This is a genomic window from Georgenia ruanii, assembly GCF_009193175.1.
Lineage (GTDB): Bacteria > Actinomycetota > Actinomycetes > Actinomycetales > Actinomycetaceae > Georgenia > Georgenia ruanii.
In genome coordinates this window covers 123,470-139,405 of the sequence record NZ_VUKE01000011.1, presented here as the reverse complement: position 1 = coordinate 139,405, position 15,936 = coordinate 123,470, and the positions used below count along the sequence as shown (strand labels likewise).

Annotated in this window: 11 protein-coding genes and 2 pseudogenes; 9 read left to right on the top strand and 4 right to left on the bottom strand. The window is 74.2% G+C overall.

Going from position 1 to position 15,936, the window contains the following annotated elements; all coding sequences use genetic code 11:
• Nucleotides 1–36: 36 nt before the first annotated feature.
• Nucleotides 37–720 carry a DUF421 domain-containing protein gene (locus GD880_RS12280; RefSeq protein WP_152231901.1) on the top strand — a complete coding sequence of 228 codons (684 nt, stop codon included), beginning with the start codon at nt 37–39 and terminating at the stop codon, nt 718–720.
• A gap of 52 nt (nt 721–772) precedes the next feature.
• Here the strand turns inward: GD880_RS12280 and GD880_RS12275 are convergent, their stop codons facing one another.
• Together GD880_RS12275 and GD880_RS12270 are read right to left on the bottom strand one after the other, a co-directional pair.
• The gene (locus GD880_RS12275) at nt 773–2,461 is read right to left on the bottom strand and encodes a glycoside hydrolase family 2 protein (protein ID WP_152231900.1); all 1,689 of its coding nucleotides are present in this window, start codon (nt 2,459–2,461) and stop codon (nt 773–775) included.
• Between the two features lie 443 nt (nt 2,462–2,904).
• The gene (locus GD880_RS12270) at nt 2,905–3,321 is read right to left on the bottom strand and encodes a ChaB family protein (protein ID WP_152231899.1); all 417 of its coding nucleotides are present in this window, start codon (nt 3,319–3,321) and stop codon (nt 2,905–2,907) included.
• Nucleotides 3,322–3,763: 442 nt separating this feature from the next.
• Here GD880_RS12270 and GD880_RS12265 point away from each other — a divergent pair, with 442 nt between their 5' ends.
• The 6 genes and pseudogenes from GD880_RS12265 to GD880_RS12240 all read left to right on the top strand — a co-directional run bounded on the left by GD880_RS12265 (nt 3,764) and on the right by GD880_RS12240 (nt 11,853).
• The gene (locus GD880_RS12265) at nt 3,764–5,326 is read left to right on the top strand and encodes a sugar ABC transporter ATP-binding protein (RefSeq protein ID WP_152231898.1); all 1,563 of its coding nucleotides are present in this window, start codon (nt 3,764–3,766) and stop codon (nt 5,324–5,326) included.
• Nucleotides 5,316–7,310: pseudogene (locus GD880_RS21250) on the top strand (ABC transporter permease/substrate-binding protein); the annotation flags it as partial. The gene GD880_RS12265 and the pseudogene GD880_RS21250, both read left to right, overlap by 11 nt.
• A 143-nt stretch (nt 7,311–7,453) precedes the next feature.
• On the top strand, nt 7,454–8,362 hold the full coding sequence (locus GD880_RS12250; RefSeq protein WP_152231896.1) for a ribokinase: 909 nt from the start codon (nt 7,454–7,456) through the stop codon (nt 8,360–8,362).
• A pseudogene (locus tag GD880_RS20750) lies at nt 8,359–8,451 on the top strand (RbsD/FucU domain-containing protein); the annotation flags it as partial. The gene GD880_RS12250 and the pseudogene GD880_RS20750, both read left to right, overlap by 4 nt.
• A 103-nt stretch (nt 8,452–8,554) precedes the next feature.
• The gene (locus GD880_RS20745) at nt 8,555–10,174 is read left to right on the top strand and encodes a metallophosphoesterase (protein ID WP_226909611.1); all 1,620 of its coding nucleotides are present in this window, start codon (nt 8,555–8,557) and stop codon (nt 10,172–10,174) included.
• A 77-nt stretch (nt 10,175–10,251) separates the two neighbouring features.
• The gene (locus tag GD880_RS12240) at nt 10,252–11,853 is read left to right on the top strand and encodes a cation:proton antiporter (protein WP_152231895.1); all 1,602 of its coding nucleotides are present in this window, start codon (nt 10,252–10,254) and stop codon (nt 11,851–11,853) included.
• Nucleotides 11,854–12,022: 169 nt separating this feature from the next.
• Here the strand turns inward: GD880_RS12240 and GD880_RS12235 are convergent, their stop codons facing one another.
• Nucleotides 12,023–13,069: an NAD(P)-dependent alcohol dehydrogenase gene (locus GD880_RS12235; protein WP_152231894.1), complete on the bottom strand. Its 1,047-nt coding sequence runs from the start codon at nt 13,067–13,069 to the stop codon at nt 12,023–12,025.
• 247 nt (nt 13,070–13,316) lie between these two features.
• Between GD880_RS12235 and GD880_RS12230 the strand changes: the two genes are divergently transcribed.
• Entirely contained in the window at nt 13,317–13,859 is a 543-nt protein-coding gene (locus GD880_RS12230) for a gamma carbonic anhydrase family protein (protein WP_152231893.1), read from the top strand.
• Nucleotides 13,860–13,893: 34 nt separating this feature from the next.
• Complete coding sequence (locus tag GD880_RS12225) at nt 13,894–14,367, top strand: hypothetical protein (protein WP_152231892.1); 474 nt, start codon at nt 13,894–13,896, stop codon at nt 14,365–14,367.
• A gap of 133 nt (nt 14,368–14,500) precedes the next feature.
• Here the strand turns inward: GD880_RS12225 and GD880_RS12220 are convergent, their stop codons facing one another.
• The gene (locus GD880_RS12220) at nt 14,501–15,793 is read right to left on the bottom strand and encodes an exonuclease domain-containing protein (protein ID WP_152231891.1); all 1,293 of its coding nucleotides are present in this window, start codon (nt 15,791–15,793) and stop codon (nt 14,501–14,503) included.
• Between the last annotated feature and the right edge of the window lie 143 nt (nt 15,794–15,936).

Sequence of the window (15,936 nt, the reverse complement as noted above, 5' to 3'; positions counted from 1 at the left end):
GTCGGCCACAAGCGAGCGACGAGGTGGCGAGGAGCGATGAGCGTGCTGGCGGACCTGTGGGGGTACGTCGGGATCAGCCCGATGGGGGCGCTCGCCGTCGTGCTGGCCACCACCGTCCTCTACCTGGCCTTCATCGCCCTGACCCGGTTGCTCGGTAGCCGGGTCCTCGCCAGCCTGTCGAGCTTCGACCTCCTGGTCGTCATCGTGCTCGGCGCGATCCTCGGGCGGGCGACGATGGGGGACAGCCCGACGCTGGCCGGCGGCCTCGTCGCCCTGGTCACGCTCCTCACGCTCGAGGCGCTCATCGGCCAGCTGCGCAAGCAGCCGCGGTGGGAACGGTTCGTCGCCAACCAGCCGGCGGTGCTCATGGCCGGGACCCAGATCCTGCACGGGCAGCTGCGCCGACAGCGCATCACCGAGGCCGAGCTGCGCTCGCGCCTGCGCCAGGCCGGCATCCGGTCCGACGCCGAGGTCGCGGCGGTGGTGCTGGAGCCCTCGGGCACGTTGAGCGTGCTGCGCCGCGGCGAGCCGCTGGACCGGTCCATGCTCGCCGGGGTGCGCGGCGCCGAGCGGATTCCGCCGGAGGTGTTCGCCGGCGGACCCACGACTCCTCGCACGCCGACGGAGCCGCGCGCGCCGTCAGGTTCGGCGCCACCTGGGAGCGAGCACGGTCTGCCCACCGGGACGGGCGACGGCGTCGCACCCTGGCCGCGGGCGTGACGCCCGCCGCCGGGGGCTGAGCGGCGGGCGCCGGGGGCGCGGCGCGGGCCGATCAGGCGCTGCGTCGGTGCAGCTTCCTGGCCGCCCTGATCCGCCCAACCGGTCGGAGACCCGGTTCCGCCCCGCGGTCGCCGGGCCGGTCGGAACCGGGCGAGCCGGCCAGGACGAGCGTCTCCGGGCCCGGGACGCCGTTCGCGCTGTCACCGACCGATGCCGTGTGCGTCGCACGCGCGGGGCGACCCGGCTGCTTGGCGTAGGGCAGGGCCAGGGAGGGGTAGAGGCGGCTCAGGGTCCAGGCCTGGTACAGCGCGGCCACCCACCCGGCCGGACCGGCGACGGGGTCGGCGCCTGCGGAGGCGGTCGGCCGCGAGGGGTCCTCAGCGCGGACCAGCTCGTCGCCCAGCCGCACCATCTCGTGGGTGAGGTCGCCCGGCTGCGGGGCCGGACCGATCCCCGGCAGCGCCAGCTCGTCCGACGTGCCCCAGACGGCGACCGAGGGGTGGCTGGAGCGTTGACGCACCATCTCCCGCACGGAACCGAGGTGATCTGCGGCGAACGAGCCGGTCAGGGTGGCGCGGCGGACGGGCGGCAGCTCCTGCCACACGAGCAGGCCGAGCTCGTCCGCGGCCTCGAGCACCGTGGCGGACTGGGCGTCGTGCGGCATCCGGACCACGTTGACGCCCATGCCCTTGAGCGTGCGCAGCCCCTGGATGCGGGCGGCGTCGGAGTGGGGGTGGCGGCCCATGGCGCCTTCGTGCAGGCCGGTGGGCGCCAGCCGGTACGGGGCGCCGTTGAGCCGGAAGCCCGTGGCGTCTGCGGCGAGGTGTCGCAGGCCGAGCGGGACGTCGACGCGGTCCCGGCCGTGCCCGGAGTCCACGACCGTGCTCACCCGGTACAGGTAGGGCGTCTCGGTCGACCACAGGTGCGGGTGGGCGATGGCGGGCAGCTCCAGCTCGAACCGCGCCGTGGCCCGTGCGGCCAGCGCTACCTCGCTCTGGGCGTCGGCGACGACGACGCCGCCGGCGTCGAGGACGCGGCTGCGCACCCGTGCCGTGGTGGCGGTATCGGCGTCGTTCACGACACGCCCGCGCACCCGGACGAGTGCGCGGGCGGCGTCGAGGTCGGCGGTCTCCACCTGAACACCGGGGGAGTCGAGCAGGTCGAGGTGGACCTCCTCGGTGGCGACGAACCAGACGTTGCGGTGCAGGCCCACCCGGTGTACCGCGGGGCCAGGCTGCGCCGGGGCGGCGACGCGGACGGTGACGGTCGCCTCGGCGCCGGGCGCCCGCAACCGCAGCGGCTCGGTGACATCGAGGCTGAAGGCGGTGGCGCCACCGGCGTGCCCGCCCGCCCGCACGCCGTCGACGTAGACCTCGGCGACATCGCCGGCGCCTTCGAAGTGGAGGAAGAGTCGCCTGCCCCGCCAGGTCTCGGGCATGCGCAGGTTCCGCCGGTACCAGATCGGGGTGGCGGCCCCGCCGGTGGTGTGCCCGGCGTCCAGGTGCGGGACGGGTGCCGGCCGCCAGGCGATGGCGGCGTGATGGTGGGCGGCGTCGCCGTCGTCGCGGGCGAAGAGCCAGCCCTCGTCGAGCAGTCTCCGCGCCCGGCGCCGGATGGCGTGCGGCGGACGGCGGTTCTGCGCCGACGCCGGCTGCGCGAGGACGGACTCCGCGCGCCCAGCGGTCAGGCCGCTCAGCACGCCGCGGCGCGCCGGGCGGGCCGGCGTCTGGGAAGTGGTCACGGTCGGTGCGTCTCCTCACGGGTGCACGCCCCCGGTGCCTCCCCGTTCGGCCGTGACCGTACCGGACGGATCGAGAAAGAAAACGGACGGATTATGCGGCAGGTGGCCGGAGCCGCAACTTGAACGGCGTCGCGGGTGATGTCGGCAACGTGGAGGGTGTGGAGGGTAAGGCCGGGAAGGGCTCGTCCCCGGGGTTCCGTTCAGGGGCTCGGGAGGCCCGGAATCCGTAGGAGAACGCCGCTTCTGACCGTCCCTGAGCGGCCCGTGCCGGGTGCCGTGCGGGGCGTGGTCACGAGCTCGTCCCAGGGTGTTGCGCGCTGTCGCTGCCATGGGGACTTCTCCCCATCGGGCCACGCCGCGCGCGCCGGCCGCGCCGGTCTGCGCAGTGGTTGCGCCGGCGAGCTCACGGCACAGAGACCGGACGCTTCCTCCGCGCGGAGACGTCAGCGCTTCTTGCGCGTCTCCTTGGCGTTGGCCTTCTCGATGGCGTCGACCAGCTGGTCCTTGCTCATCGAGGACCGGCCCGGGATGTCGAGCTTCTTGGCGACGTCGTACAGGTGGGACTTCGACGCGTTGGCGTCCACACCGCCCTTCGTCTCGCCCTTCGACCCGCGGGTGCCGGCGGCCTTCTTGTCCGACGGGCCCTTCTCGTCCTTGGCCTCCCAGTGGTCGCCGACCTTCTCGTAGGAGTGCTTGAGCGCGGAGTAGGCGGTGCGGTTGGCGCGCTCGCCCTCGCCGTAGCTCTCGGCGGCGGAGTCGTGCGCCTTGGCGAAGGTGCGCTGGGCCTTCGCGGGCGACTTCTTCAGGGTGCTGGGCAGTTCGCTCTTCTTGGCCGAGCCGTCCTTGTTCGTCTTGGGCATCGCGGTTGTCCCTCCTGCCGGTGACGCGCGGGCGCGCCCGCGCGCGCTCCTGCCCCCAGCGTGGCCGCACCCCGGCCGGTGCGCACCCGCAGCGGCTGGTCTGCGCCAGAATGCCGACCGGCCGGGGCTCTCGGTGACGCTCGGGGTGCGGAGATCTGGGCGGCTTGGGCGAAACGCGCCACAAAGTCGCAACGGAGGGGGCTGCAAGTCGCCCCGGGAGGCGCTCATCCGCCTCTGCAATCACCTCGCGCGGAGAGTTTGTGGCGCGTTTTGCGCGGGTTGCGGGTCCCGTTTGCCCTCCCTCACCGCCGGGGCCACACTCGCGGCAATCGATCCATGACGGCGTGGGGCGGACGTCGATGGCGGCGATGACCGGCGGGCAGGGCGACGGGGGCTTCCCCCGCGGTGTCGCGCGCACCACCGGCCTGCGCGGGGGGCGCCGATGAGCGACGACGAAGCGCGCACCGCGGCGAGCCAGGAACCGCACGACGCCACCCACCCGCGAGGCCCCGAGCTGCTCCGCGTCGAGGGCCTGGGCAAGCGCTTCCCGGGCGTCGTCGCCCTCGACGGGATCTCCTTCGACCTGCACGCCGGCGAGGTGCACGTGCTCCTCGGCGAGAACGGCGCGGGCAAGTCCACGCTCATCAAGTGCCTGGCCGGGGTGTACCAGCCCGACGCCGGGGAGATCGTCGTCGACGGCACGCGCGTGCACCTGCCCACCACCGCCGCGGCCGAGGCGCTCGGCATCGCCACGATCTACCAGGAGTTCAACCTCGTCCCGCAGCTGAGCGTGGCCGAGAACGTCATGCTCGGCCGCCAGCCGCGCCGCCTCGGCGTCGTGGACACGCGGCGCATGAACGCCCTGGCCCGCGAGGCCCTCGGACGGGTCGGGCTCACCCTCGACCCGCGCACCCCCGTCGGGCGCCTCGGCGTGGCCCGTCAGCAGCTCGTCGAGATCGCCAAGGCGCTGAGCCTGGACGCCCGCGTGCTCATCCTCGACGAGCCGACGGCGGCCCTGACCGACGTCGAGGTCGACCGCCTGCTGCGCCTCATGGCCGAGCTGCGCGAGCGCGGCGTGGGCCAGATCTTCATCTCCCACCACCTCGAGGAGATCCGCCGCATCGGCGACCGGGTCACCGTGCTGCGCGACGGCCGCTCGGTGGGCACCGTCCCGGCCACCACCAGCACCGACGAGCTCGTGCGGATGATGGTGGGCCGCTCCATCGCCCAGCAGTACCCCCGCGAGCGCACCCCGGTGGCCGAGGAGCTGCTCGCCGTCGAGCGCCTCACCCGCCCGGGCGTGTTCGAGGACGTCAGCCTGGCCGTGCACGCCGGGGAGGTCGTCGGCCTCGCCGGCCTGGTCGGCGCGGGCCGGACCGAGGTGCTGCGCGCGGTCTTCGGCGCCGACCCCTACGCCGCGGGCAGCGTGCGGGTGCGGGGCGCGGAGCTGCCCCGCCACGACGTCCGTGCCTCGATCGCCGCCGGCCTGGGCCTGGTGCCCGAGGACCGCAAGACGCAGGGCCTGGTGCTCGGCGCCACGGTGGGGGAGAACCTCGCCCTCGTCCAGCTGCGCCGGGCCACCCGCGGCGGCGTGGTCGACCTCGGCCGGCTGCGCGACGTCGCCACCCGTGCCGTGCGCGACCTGGGCATCCGCACCCCCTCCATCGCCGCGCCGGTGCGCAACCTCTCCGGCGGCAACCAGCAGAAGGTGGTCATGGGCAAGTGGCTGGCGGCCGACCCGGCCGTCCTGCTGCTCGACGAGCCCACCCGCGGCGTCGATGTCGGTGCCAAGGTGGAGATCTACCAGCTCATCAACAAGCTCACCGCCGCCGGCCGCGGGGTGCTCATGGTCTCCTCCGAGCTGCCCGAGGTCCTCGGCATCTGCGACCGGATCCTCGTGATGGCCCAGGGCCGCCTCGTCGGCGAGCTCGCCCACGCCGAGGCCACCCAGGACGCCGTCATGGCGCTGGCCGTGCAGGAGGTGGAGTCCACCCGTGTCCACTGAGACCGCCGCCCGCCCGCGCGCCGGCGCCCTCGGCGCCCGCGCCCAGGGGCTGCTCGGCCAGAACGGCACCCTGGTCGCCCTCGTGCTGCTCGGCGTCGTGCTGGCGTTCCTCAGCCCGGTGTTCCTCAGCCCGCAGAACCTGCTCAACATCGGCGTGCAGGCCGCCGTCGTCGCGATCCTGGCCTTCGGGCAGACGTTCGTCATCGTCTCGGCCGGCATCGACCTGTCGGTGGGCTCCGTGGCGGCGCTGGGTGGCATCGTCACCGGGTACACGGCCAGCACCATGGGCGTGCCCCCCGCGCTCGCGATCCTCCTGGGCGTGCTCACCGGCGTCGCCTGCGGGCTGGTCAGCGGCGTGCTGGTGGCCTACGGCCGGCTGCCGGCGTTCATCGCGACACTGGCGATGCTCTCCATCGCCCGCGGCCTCGCCCTCGTGCTCTCCGGCGGGGTGCCGCTGAACCAGCCCCCCGCCGTCGCCGCGCTCGGGCAGACCATCGGCGGGTGGCTGCCGGTGCCGGTGGTCATCATGGCGGTCTTCGGGCTGCTGGCGGGGTTCATCCTCAACCGCACCTACCCGGGCCGGGCGATGTACGCCATCGGCGGGAACGAGGAGGCGGCGCGCCTCTCCGGCATCAACGTGCGGCGTCAGCAGCTGATCATCTTCTCCCTGGCGGGCTTCTACTCCGCCGTCGCCGGGCTGGTGCTGGCCGGCCGGCTCGCCTCCGGCCAGCCCCAGGCCGCCACCGGCTACGAGCTGGACTCCATCGCCGCCGTCGTCATCGGCGGCGCCAGCCTCGCCGGCGGGCAGGGCCGGGCGTTCGGCACATTCGTCGGCGCCCTCGTGCTGGCCGTGATCCGCAACGGCCTGAACCTCCTCAACGTCTCCTCCTTCTGGCAGCAGGTCGCCATCGGCGTGGTCATCGCGCTCGCCGTGCTGACCGACACCCTCCGCCGTCGCCGCGCCTGACGACGGCGGGAACGTCACCGGCCGGAACGGCCCGGCCCGACGAAAGGAACGACCGTGATGCGCAAGCCCCTCGCCCAGATCGCCGCCCTCGGGGCGGCGGCCGCGCTCGCCCTGGCCGCGTGCGGCAACCAGAACTCCGGCAACCCCAACACCAACGCGAACACCGGCGGCACGGCCGCGACCTCGGGCGGGCAGAGCGTCGGCCTGGCCCTGTCCACCCTGAACAACCCGTTCTTCGTCTCCCTGCGCGACGGCGCGCAGAAGGAGGCGGACGCCGCCGGCGTCAAGCTCACGGTCACCGACGCCCGCGACGACGCTACCCAACAGGCCAACCAGATCCAGAACTTCCAGACTCAGCAGCTCAACGCCGTGATCATCAACCCGGTGGACTCCGACGCTGCCGGGCCCATGATCGCCCCGCTGGTCGGCGCCAAGATCCCGGTGGTGGCCGTGGACCGCGCCGTCAACGGCGCGGACGTCAGCTCCTTCATCGCCTCCGACAACGTCGACGGCGGCCGGATGGCCGCCGACCAGCTCGCCAAGGCCATCGGCGAAAAGGGCAAGATCATCGTCCTGCAGGGCGTGGCGGGCACCTCCGCCTCCCGCGAGCGCGGGCAGGGCTTCGACGAGGCCATCAAGAAGTACCCGAACATCGAGGTGGTGGCCACCCAGCCGGCCGACTTCGACCGCACCAAGGGCCTGGACGTGACCACCAACCTCATGCAGGCCCACCCCGATGTCACCGGCGTCTTCGCCCAGAACGACGAGATGGCGCTCGGCGCGGTCCAGGCGCTCGGCGACCGGGCCGGCAAGAGCGTCTACGTCGTCGGCTTCGACGGCACCCCGGACGCCCAGAACGCCATCAAGGGCGGGACGATGTACGCCTCGATCGCCCAGCAGCCCGAGGAGCTCGGCAAGACGGCGATCGACTCCGCGGTCAAGCTCATCAAGGGCGAGGGGGTGGACAAGACCATCTCCGTGCCGGTGGTCGTGATGACCAAGGAGTCGCTGTCCGGGGGCGCGGGCAGCGCGCCGCCGAGCGGCTCGGCCACGCCGAGCATGTCGCCGTCGGCCTCGCCGAGCAAGTGATCCGCCGGGCGGGTCCGGCGCCGAGGCGGGAGGTCTCGGCGAGCATGTGACGTCTCGAGAGGGAGGTACGGGTGCCCAGGATCGTCGTCATCGGCTCGGCCAACGCCGACCTCGTCCTCGACATCGACCACCGGCCGGGGGCGGGGGAGACCGTGCTCGGCTCCGACGTCGTCGTCACCGCCGGCGGCAAGGGCGCGAACCAGGCGGTCGCGGCCGGCCGGCTCGGCGGCGACGTCGCCTTCGTCGGCTGCGTCGGCGACGACGGCTACGGCGAGCTGCTGCGCCGTTCCCTGGCCGACGCCGGCGTGGACGTCACCCACCTGCGCACCGTGCCCGGGGCCAGCGGCAACGCCATCATCCTGCTCACGCCAGACGGCGAGAACTCCATCATCGTCTCGCCCTCGGCCAACCGGCGGGTCACCGTGGAGCTGCTGGAGGAGAGCCGGGCGGCGTGGGCGGGCGCCGCCGTCGTGGTCCTCCAGCTCGAGATCCCGCTCGCCACGGTGGCGCACGCGGCGACGACGGCGCACGCGGCCGGGGCCCGGGTCATCCTCAACGCCGCGCCGGCCGCCGCGCTGCCGCCGGAGGTGCTCGCCGCCGCCGACGCGCTGGTGGTCAACGAGTCCGAGGCGGCGTTCCTGCTCGGCGGCGTCCCGGCACAGGCCGCCGAGCCGGGCGGCGCCGCGGCCACCGCGGTGGCGCTGCTCGACCTCGGGCCGCGGTCGGTGGTCCTCACGCTGGGGGCCGACGGGGCGGTGCTGGCCGCGCGCGGCGCCGAGCCCGGCCACGTGCCCGCCCGGAAGGTCACCGCGGTGGACACCACCGGCGCGGGCGACGCGTTCGTCGGTGCGCTCGCGGTGGAGCTGGCGGACGGGCGCGACCTGCGCGCCGCCGTCGAGCTGGCCACCGACGTCGCCGGCGTCGCGGTGGGCCGTCGTGGCGCCCAGGCCGCCTACCCGGCGCGGGAGGAGGTGCGGTGAAGAGGGCTGGCATCCTCAACGCCGACCTCGCCGCCGCGCTGGCCCGGCTGGGGCACACCGACCTCGTCGTGGTCGGCGACTGCGGGCTGCCCCGCCCTGCCCCCACCATTAATGGACGCGACACTCCCGCTTCATGGCCCAGTCATCGCGGCCGCCTACGGTCAGGCGAGCTCAGCGAGACGAAGGAGAGCCATGAACGGCCAGCACCAGACCACCCCCACCGGCACATCCCGCCGCGCGGTCCTGTCCGTCGGCGCGCTGGCGGCGGCGACCGCCCTGGGGTCGGTGGGCCTCGGTGGCACCGCTGCCGCGGCGCCGAGGGGCGGCCGGGGCCGCGGCCCCAAGGCCGGCGTGCTCTTCAGCGAGTCCTTCGACGACGTCGTCCGTCCCACCGGGTACACCCACGAGGCGCCGAAGGGATGGACCACCGAGGCCCACGGATTCCGCACGGGGGAGGGACGCTGGGCGGGCTGGACGTTCACCGGCGTGCGGGACTGGACCTGGGCGGCGGGCACCGACCAGCGCCACTACTTCACCGGCGGCTTCGGGACCTTCGCCGTCATCGAGAGCGAGCACCACCGCCTCGACCAGGAGAGCGCGGACACCCTCAACGCCTCCCTGACGACGCCGAAGATCAGCCTGCGCGGCGAGGACGAGATCGAGCTGGCGTTCGACTCCCACTATCGGCAGGGACGTCCCGAGCAGTCCGCGGCCGTGACGGCGTCCTTCGACGGCGGCGCCGCCCAGGACCTCGTGGTCTACCGGGCCGACAAGTACTCCAGCCACGAGCAGCTCCGTGTGCAGGTGCCCGCCGGCGCCTCCAGCGTGCGGTTCTCCTGGGAGTACCGCAACGGCCACAACGACCGGTGGTGGGCCATCGACAACATCGAGGTCCGCGTGCCGCTGCCCGCGCTCCCGGCCGACAGCGCGCCGCTGGTCACCATCGACGTCGTCTCGGACATCCACGTGTCGGACTCTCACGATCGCTACGACCGGGTCGTCGAGCAGCTCAACGCCATGACTCTCCAGGCCGGCGCGCTGGTCATCAACGGTGACGCCGTCGAGCTGGGCCTGCAGGCCCACTACGACGCGCTCGCGGCCGCCCTGGCGGGCAACCCGCACCGCTCCGGCAACGTCCTGCTGACCGTGGGGAACCACGAGATGCTCGGCGCCGAAGGCTCCGACGTCTACCTGGCGCGCTACCTGAAGGTCGCCGGCGAGTCCACGCCGTACTTCGAGCGCGTGGTCGACGGCGTGCCGCTGATCGTCGTCGGCACCGAGTACTTCGGCGACCGCGAGCGCGAGGGCCGCGAGCCCTACAACAACTTCTCCGACGCGCAGCTCGCCTGGCTGGACGGGCGCCTCGCCCACTGGCGCAACAAGGGTCAGGTCGTGCTGCTCTTCAACCACTTCCCGCTGCCGTACACCGTGTCCCAGACGCACAGCTCGTGGGAGCAGAACAACTACGAGGACATCGACGCGTTCAACGCCGTCGTCGGGAAGTACACCAACATCCTCATGTTTACCGGTCACACCCACGACGACCTCAACCTCAACGACTGGTGGGGCACCTACCGCGTCGCCGATCCGAAGAACCCCGCCGGCTTCCCGGTGGTCAACACCGGGGCCGTGCTCAACGCCTACGTCCCCGACGGCGACGTGGACACCGCGCGGGTCGACGGCGATCAGTCGACGGGGTTGCGTGTTCACCTGTTCGACGACCGCATCCGGGTGGAGGCGCACGACTTCGTCGCGCGCGGGCCCATCAAGTTCCACGACTTCGCCCTCAGCGCGCTCGCCGGCCGAGGCTGACACCGTTCGAGGCGGGGACGGGCGCGCCGACCACCGCTCAGCGTGCGTCCGGTCACGGTGGTGGCCATCGTGACCGGGTGGATGCCCTGACGATCCTCGTCGCGCTCGGGCTGGCTTCGGTGCTCCTGGTCGGCCTGGGGGAGCGGCTGCGCCTGCCCTGGCCGGCGCTCATGGTCGTGCTCGCCGCGGTGGGCAGCCTGCTTCCGGGGACGCAGCAGGCGCCGCCGATCAGCCCCGACCTCATCCTCCCGCTGTTCCTGCCGCCGCTGCTCTTCGCCGCCGCCCAGCGCACCTCGTGGGCGATGTTCCGCAGACGCTGGCGCGCCGTCGTCGGGCTGGCCCTGCTCCTCACGGTCGTCACCATCGCCGCCGTCGCCGGCACGGTCGTCGCCCTGGTCCCGGGCGTGTCCGTGGCGGCCGCGGTGGCCATCGCCGCCGCGGTCGCCCCGCCGGACCCGATCGCGGCCGAGGCCGTCGCCGGGCCGCTGGGCATCCCGCGGCGGATCGTCTCGGCACTGCAGAGCGAGGGCCTGTTCAACGACGCGGTCGCCATCGTCGTCTTCCACGCCGCCGTCGCGACGCTCGTCAGCGGCTCGGACGTCCGCCCGCGGGTGGCCCTGGACCTCGTCGTCGGCGTCGTGCTGGCGGGGCTGCTCGGTCTCGCCGTCGCCTGGGTGGCCGACTGGCTCACCACCCACCTCACCCTCGTCGCCGCCCGCAACGCGCTGCGGCTCGTGCTCCCCTTCGCCGTCTACCTGATCGCCGAGGAGCTGCGCGTCTCCGGCGTCATCGCGGTCGTCGTCACGGCGCTGCAGATGGGCAGCGTGCAGCAGGTCGACGCCGTCGAGGACCGGCTGACGGGCAAGGCGTTCTGGGACGTCGTGGAGCTGCTCGTGACCGGCGTGGCCTTCGGGCTCATCGGCGTCGAGCTGCGCTACATCCTCGACACCTCGCAGGCCGGGCTCGGACGCCTCCTGGGCACCGCGGCACTGGTGTGCGCCGTCGTCGTCGCCGTGCGCGCGGCCTGGATGGCGCTGTCCCTGCTGGCGGTGCGCCGGTCGGGCCGGCGGTGGCTGGCCCCGCGGAACGGCCGCGAGGCGATCGTGATGACCTGGTGCGGGATGCGCGGGCTCGCCACCCTGGCCCTCGCCCTGGCCATCCCGCGCGCCCTGCCCGACGGCACGCCGGTGCGCGGGTACGACCAGCTCGTCGTCACCGCGGTCGCGATCCTCGTGGTCACCCTGCTCCTTCCGGCGTTCACGCTGCCGGCGCTGGTCCGGGTGCTCGGCGTCGTCAAGGAGGGGGACGAGGAGAACCTTGCCGAGCAGCGGGTGGCCCGGCGCGCCAAGGAGGCGGCCGTGGCGCACCTGCACAGCCTCGAGGACGTCGCCGAGCTGTCCGAGGACGAGGCGGCCACCATCCGGGTCGACCTCGCCCGGCTCGACGAGGCGCTGCCCGGCCCCGCCGAGGAGTACCCGGCCGAGTACGCCGAGCGCGTGCGGGAGGCGCTGCACCGGCGCGAGGTGATCGAGCGGCGCCGCAACGGCGCCCTCGCCGCGGCCCGGGCCGAGGCGCTGCGCATGCGCGGGGAGCCGGGGGTGGACCCGGAGGCGGTCGACGCCGTGCTGCGGGAGCTGGACCTGCAGACCAGTCACCACTACCGGGGCCTGGAGAGCTGAGCCGTCGCCGCGTCGTCGCGCGCGGGACCGCCAGGTGGATGTCCGCGGTCGGCGGGACTGACCGCCCGCTGGCCGATGACGTGGTACGGAGATCCGTACCACGTCATCGGCTCAACGCTGCGGTCGTCCGCCGGGCCCTCCGGCCTGGCGCGGCGGCGCCGCCGGGACCTCAGCCAGCGTGCGGCACGACGACCGCGCGTCCGCACAGCTCGCCGGCCTCGAGCTTGCGGTAGGCCTCGAGGGCGTCGTCCATCGCGAAGCGCTCGACCTCGGGGCGGATCTGCCCGGCGCGGTACATGGCGACCACCTCGTGCAGGTCCTCGATGGTGCCCCAGTAGGTGTTGGTGATCGTCGACTCGTACGGGGTGGTGAAGAAGGACCACTCGGTCACGCCGTTGGCGATGCCGACGACGGTCAGCCGCCCGCCCTGGGCCATCGACGCCTGCGCGGTCTTGATCGTCGGGGTGGCGCCGACGAAGTCGAACGCCGCGTCCACCCCCCGCCCGCCCGTCAGCTCGCGGATCGCCGCGACCTGGCCCTCGCCGCCGGGCACCGTGACGGCGCCGTTGGCCTCCGCCCGGCGCATGGCGTCCTCCTTCATGTCCGTCGCGATGACGGTCGCGCCGGTCAGCGCGGTGAGGATCTGCACGGCGATCTGGCCGAGCCCGCCCAGGCCGATGACCAGCGCGTAGCGGCCGCCGCCGGCGAGGTTGGGCAGGGAGTGCTTGACGGCGTGGTACGGCGTGAGCCCGGCGTCGGCGAGCGGGGCGGCGTCGACGGGGTCGGCGTCGCCGAGGGGGACGAGGTTGCGCGCCGGCACGACCTCGTACTCGGCCATCCCGCCGTCGCGGCCCAGGCCGAGGCCCAGGTAGGGCATCGTCGCGGCGTTCTCGCAGTAGGTGTCCTGGCCGCGCGAGCAGGCCTTGCAGTGCCCGCAGCCGATCGGGCCGTAGGCGAGGTAGGCGTCGCCCTTGGTGAAGCCCTGCACCCCGGGGCCGACCTCTTCGACCCAGCCGGACGCCTCGTGGCCCAGGGTGAAGCCGGGCGGGATGGAGCCGGGCGCGCCCTCGGTGAACTCCTTGTAGAGGGCGACGTCGGAGTGGCAGGCACCCGAGCCGGCCACCTTGAGCAGCACCTCCCCGGGGCCGGGGACCGGGCGCTCGACCTCCTTCAGCTCGGGGGAGGTCTCGTACTGGGTGAACACGACTGCGCGCATGTCTCGTGCCTCTCTCGGCCCGGCACCATGTTCCGGCCCGGGCCTGCTTGGTTGAACGTTCTACTACAAGGTAGTTCTGTCCCTCGTCGTCTTCATTCTCGGCGGGGTCGGCGGGTCGGCACCCGGGCAGGAGGTCCCGAAGCGGGCACGCGCCGAGGGCGCGTCGTCGCCGCGGCGCCGTAGGCTGCGGGCAGCGGACCCGCGGGCACCGCGGCACTCGACCTCGACGACGAGACAGGGATGACACATGGACACCGACCGCAGCACCGACCGGGACGTGAGGCTGCGCTTCGACGACGTCGAGCCCGCCGTGGACCCGCGGGCGTGGGTCGCGCCGGGCGCGGTGCTCGTCGGCAAGGTGACGCTCGCCGCCGAGGCCAGCGTCTTCTACCACGCGGTGCTGCGCGGGGACATGGACACCATCGACATCGGCGCCGGCTCGAACATCCAGGACGGTTGCATCGTCCACACCGACCCCGGGCACCCGGTCCGGGTGGGCGAGAACGTCTCGGTCGGCCACCGGGCGGTGCTGCACGGGTGCACCGTGGAGGACGACTGCCTCATCGGGATGGGCTCGGTGGTGCTCAACGGCGCCCGCATCGGCCGCGGCAGCCTCGTCGCCGCCGGGGCGGTGGTCCCCGAGGGCATGGAGGTGCCGCCGGGCTCCCTGGTCGCCGGGGTCCCGGCGAAGGTGCGGCGCGAGCTGTCCGCCGAGCAGCGCGCGAAGATGCTCGAGAACTCCATGACCTACGTGGCCCTCAAGAGCCGGCACCGCGAGGCCTGGGGCTGAGATGCGACCCGACCCCACCGTCCCGCGTGGTGGCGTGCCTGCCCGCGCACGCCGCGCCGTCCGGCTCGTCGCCGCCGCGGCCTGCGCCGGCGCGCTGCTCGCCGGCTGCGCCGGGGGCGGCCGGCCGAGCCCCTCACCCACCACCCCCGCGCCGACCTCCGCCAGCCCCACGCCGGGCCCGACCCAAGGGAGCACCGTGCCACCGGAACCCGCCGCGGTGGCCGACGCCGCCGTCGCCGACCTCGCCAACAGGCTCGGGGGTGGGACCGAGCCGATCACCGTGGTCCTCGCCCAGCGGGAGACCTTCCCCGACGGCGCCCTCGGCTGCCCGCAGCCGGGCCACATGTACACCCAGGCGCTCGTCGACGGCTACCGCGTGGTCCTGGCCCGCGGCGACCGCGAGTGGCTGTACACCGCCGGGACCGACGGCATCCCGCACCTGTGCCCCTCGGGCGAGCAGGACGGCGGCACGCCGTCCGGGGCGCCGCTCACCCCGAGCGCGGGCTGACCGCGGCAGGGCCCGCCCTCCTCCCGTCGCGGCTCAGGTGCTCGCGGCCCCTCGTGCCGGCCGATCGAGGCGGCCGCGTGAGGAGGCGGCGACACCGGCTCCCACACGGAGCGCGACGGGTGGCCGGGCACTGCTAGACGAGCGCCGCCGCCAGCATCCGCCCGAAGGCCGCCTCGGTGACGATCGGGATGCCGTACCCGGCCGCCTTGCGCGCCTTGCCGGACAGGGAGTCCGGGTCCGCGGCGACGACGAGACGCACCTGCTTCGTCACGTTCGGGTGCGGGACCAGGCCCGCCGCGGCCGCGCGGGCCTGCCACACCTCGCGCGGCTCGGCCATCTCCCCGGTGAAGACCACCTTGTCACCGGGCGCGAGGCGGAAGTGCTCGACCGTCGGCGCCAGCGCCGCGTCGTCGAGCGGCGGCGGTACCCCGGCACCGGCCTCGGCGTCCAGGGCGCCGTCGACCTCGGCGGGGTCGAGATCGAGGAGGCTCGCGACCGCGTGGAGGTCCTCGCGCTCAGCGGCGGAGACGACGCCGTCAGCGATGGCCGCGCGGGCGAGGGACCGCAGGTAGGCACGGTGCAGGGCGATGGCCGTGGGCTGGTCGATGGCCAGGTCGTGCGCGGTAGCGACGAGGGCCTGCTGCTCGCGCACGGACAGGACGCGGTCCATCAGGGCGTGGTCGAGCAGGGCGAGGTAGTCCGTCTGGGCCTCGCTGCCGGGCACCGCTACCAGTGAGTCGACCAGGCGGGAGAGGAAGGGCACCTCGCGCTCGGTGGCGTTGCCGCGCACCACGCACCGGGCCCCACCGTCGGGGATGGCGGGCCAGGCCGCCCGCTCGGCGGCCGCGACGGTCTCCCACCACGGCGGCGTCCACCGGCCCGGTGCGCCGAGACCGGGGGCGACGTCCGCCCGGGGCAGGCCGGCGAGCTCGAGATAGTGGCGCAGCAGCCCCGCGGCGGCGGTGGCGTCGGCGAGCGCGCTGTGGTGGTGCTCGAGCGGGACGCCGACGGACGCGCAGCACCCGGCCAGCGTGCGCGGCGCCTGGGGGAGCAGGCGGCCCGCCCAGCGCAGCGTGCACAGCGTCGTCTCGGCCGTCAGCGGGACCGCGTGGCCGACCCGCAGGTAGGCGGCGGTGAGGAAGCCGGCGTCGAACCGGGCGTTGTGCGCAACGAAGGTGCGCCCGCGCAGGAGCGTGGTCAGCGTCCCGGCGAGGTCGGCGAAGGTGGGGGCCGCGAGGACGTCGGCGGCGCGGATGCCGTGGACGTCCTGCGGGCCGAGGTCGCGCTCGGGGTTGACCAGGGTGGACCAGGTGTCCTCGACCTCGCCCGTGGGGGAGAGGAGGACGACGCCGACCTCGACGACGCGGTCGTGCCCGCCGGGACGCAGGCCGGTGGTCTCCAGGTCGACGACGGCGTAGCCGTTCATGTGCCGCTCGTTCCGTGCTCGTCAGCAGATACGGAGCATCTCTACCAGAACGCGGAGACACGGCGGTCCGCGATCGTGCGCCGGTTGCACGAACACGTCCGAAACGTCACGGGAGCACCGCCCCGCCTGCCACGATGCGGGGC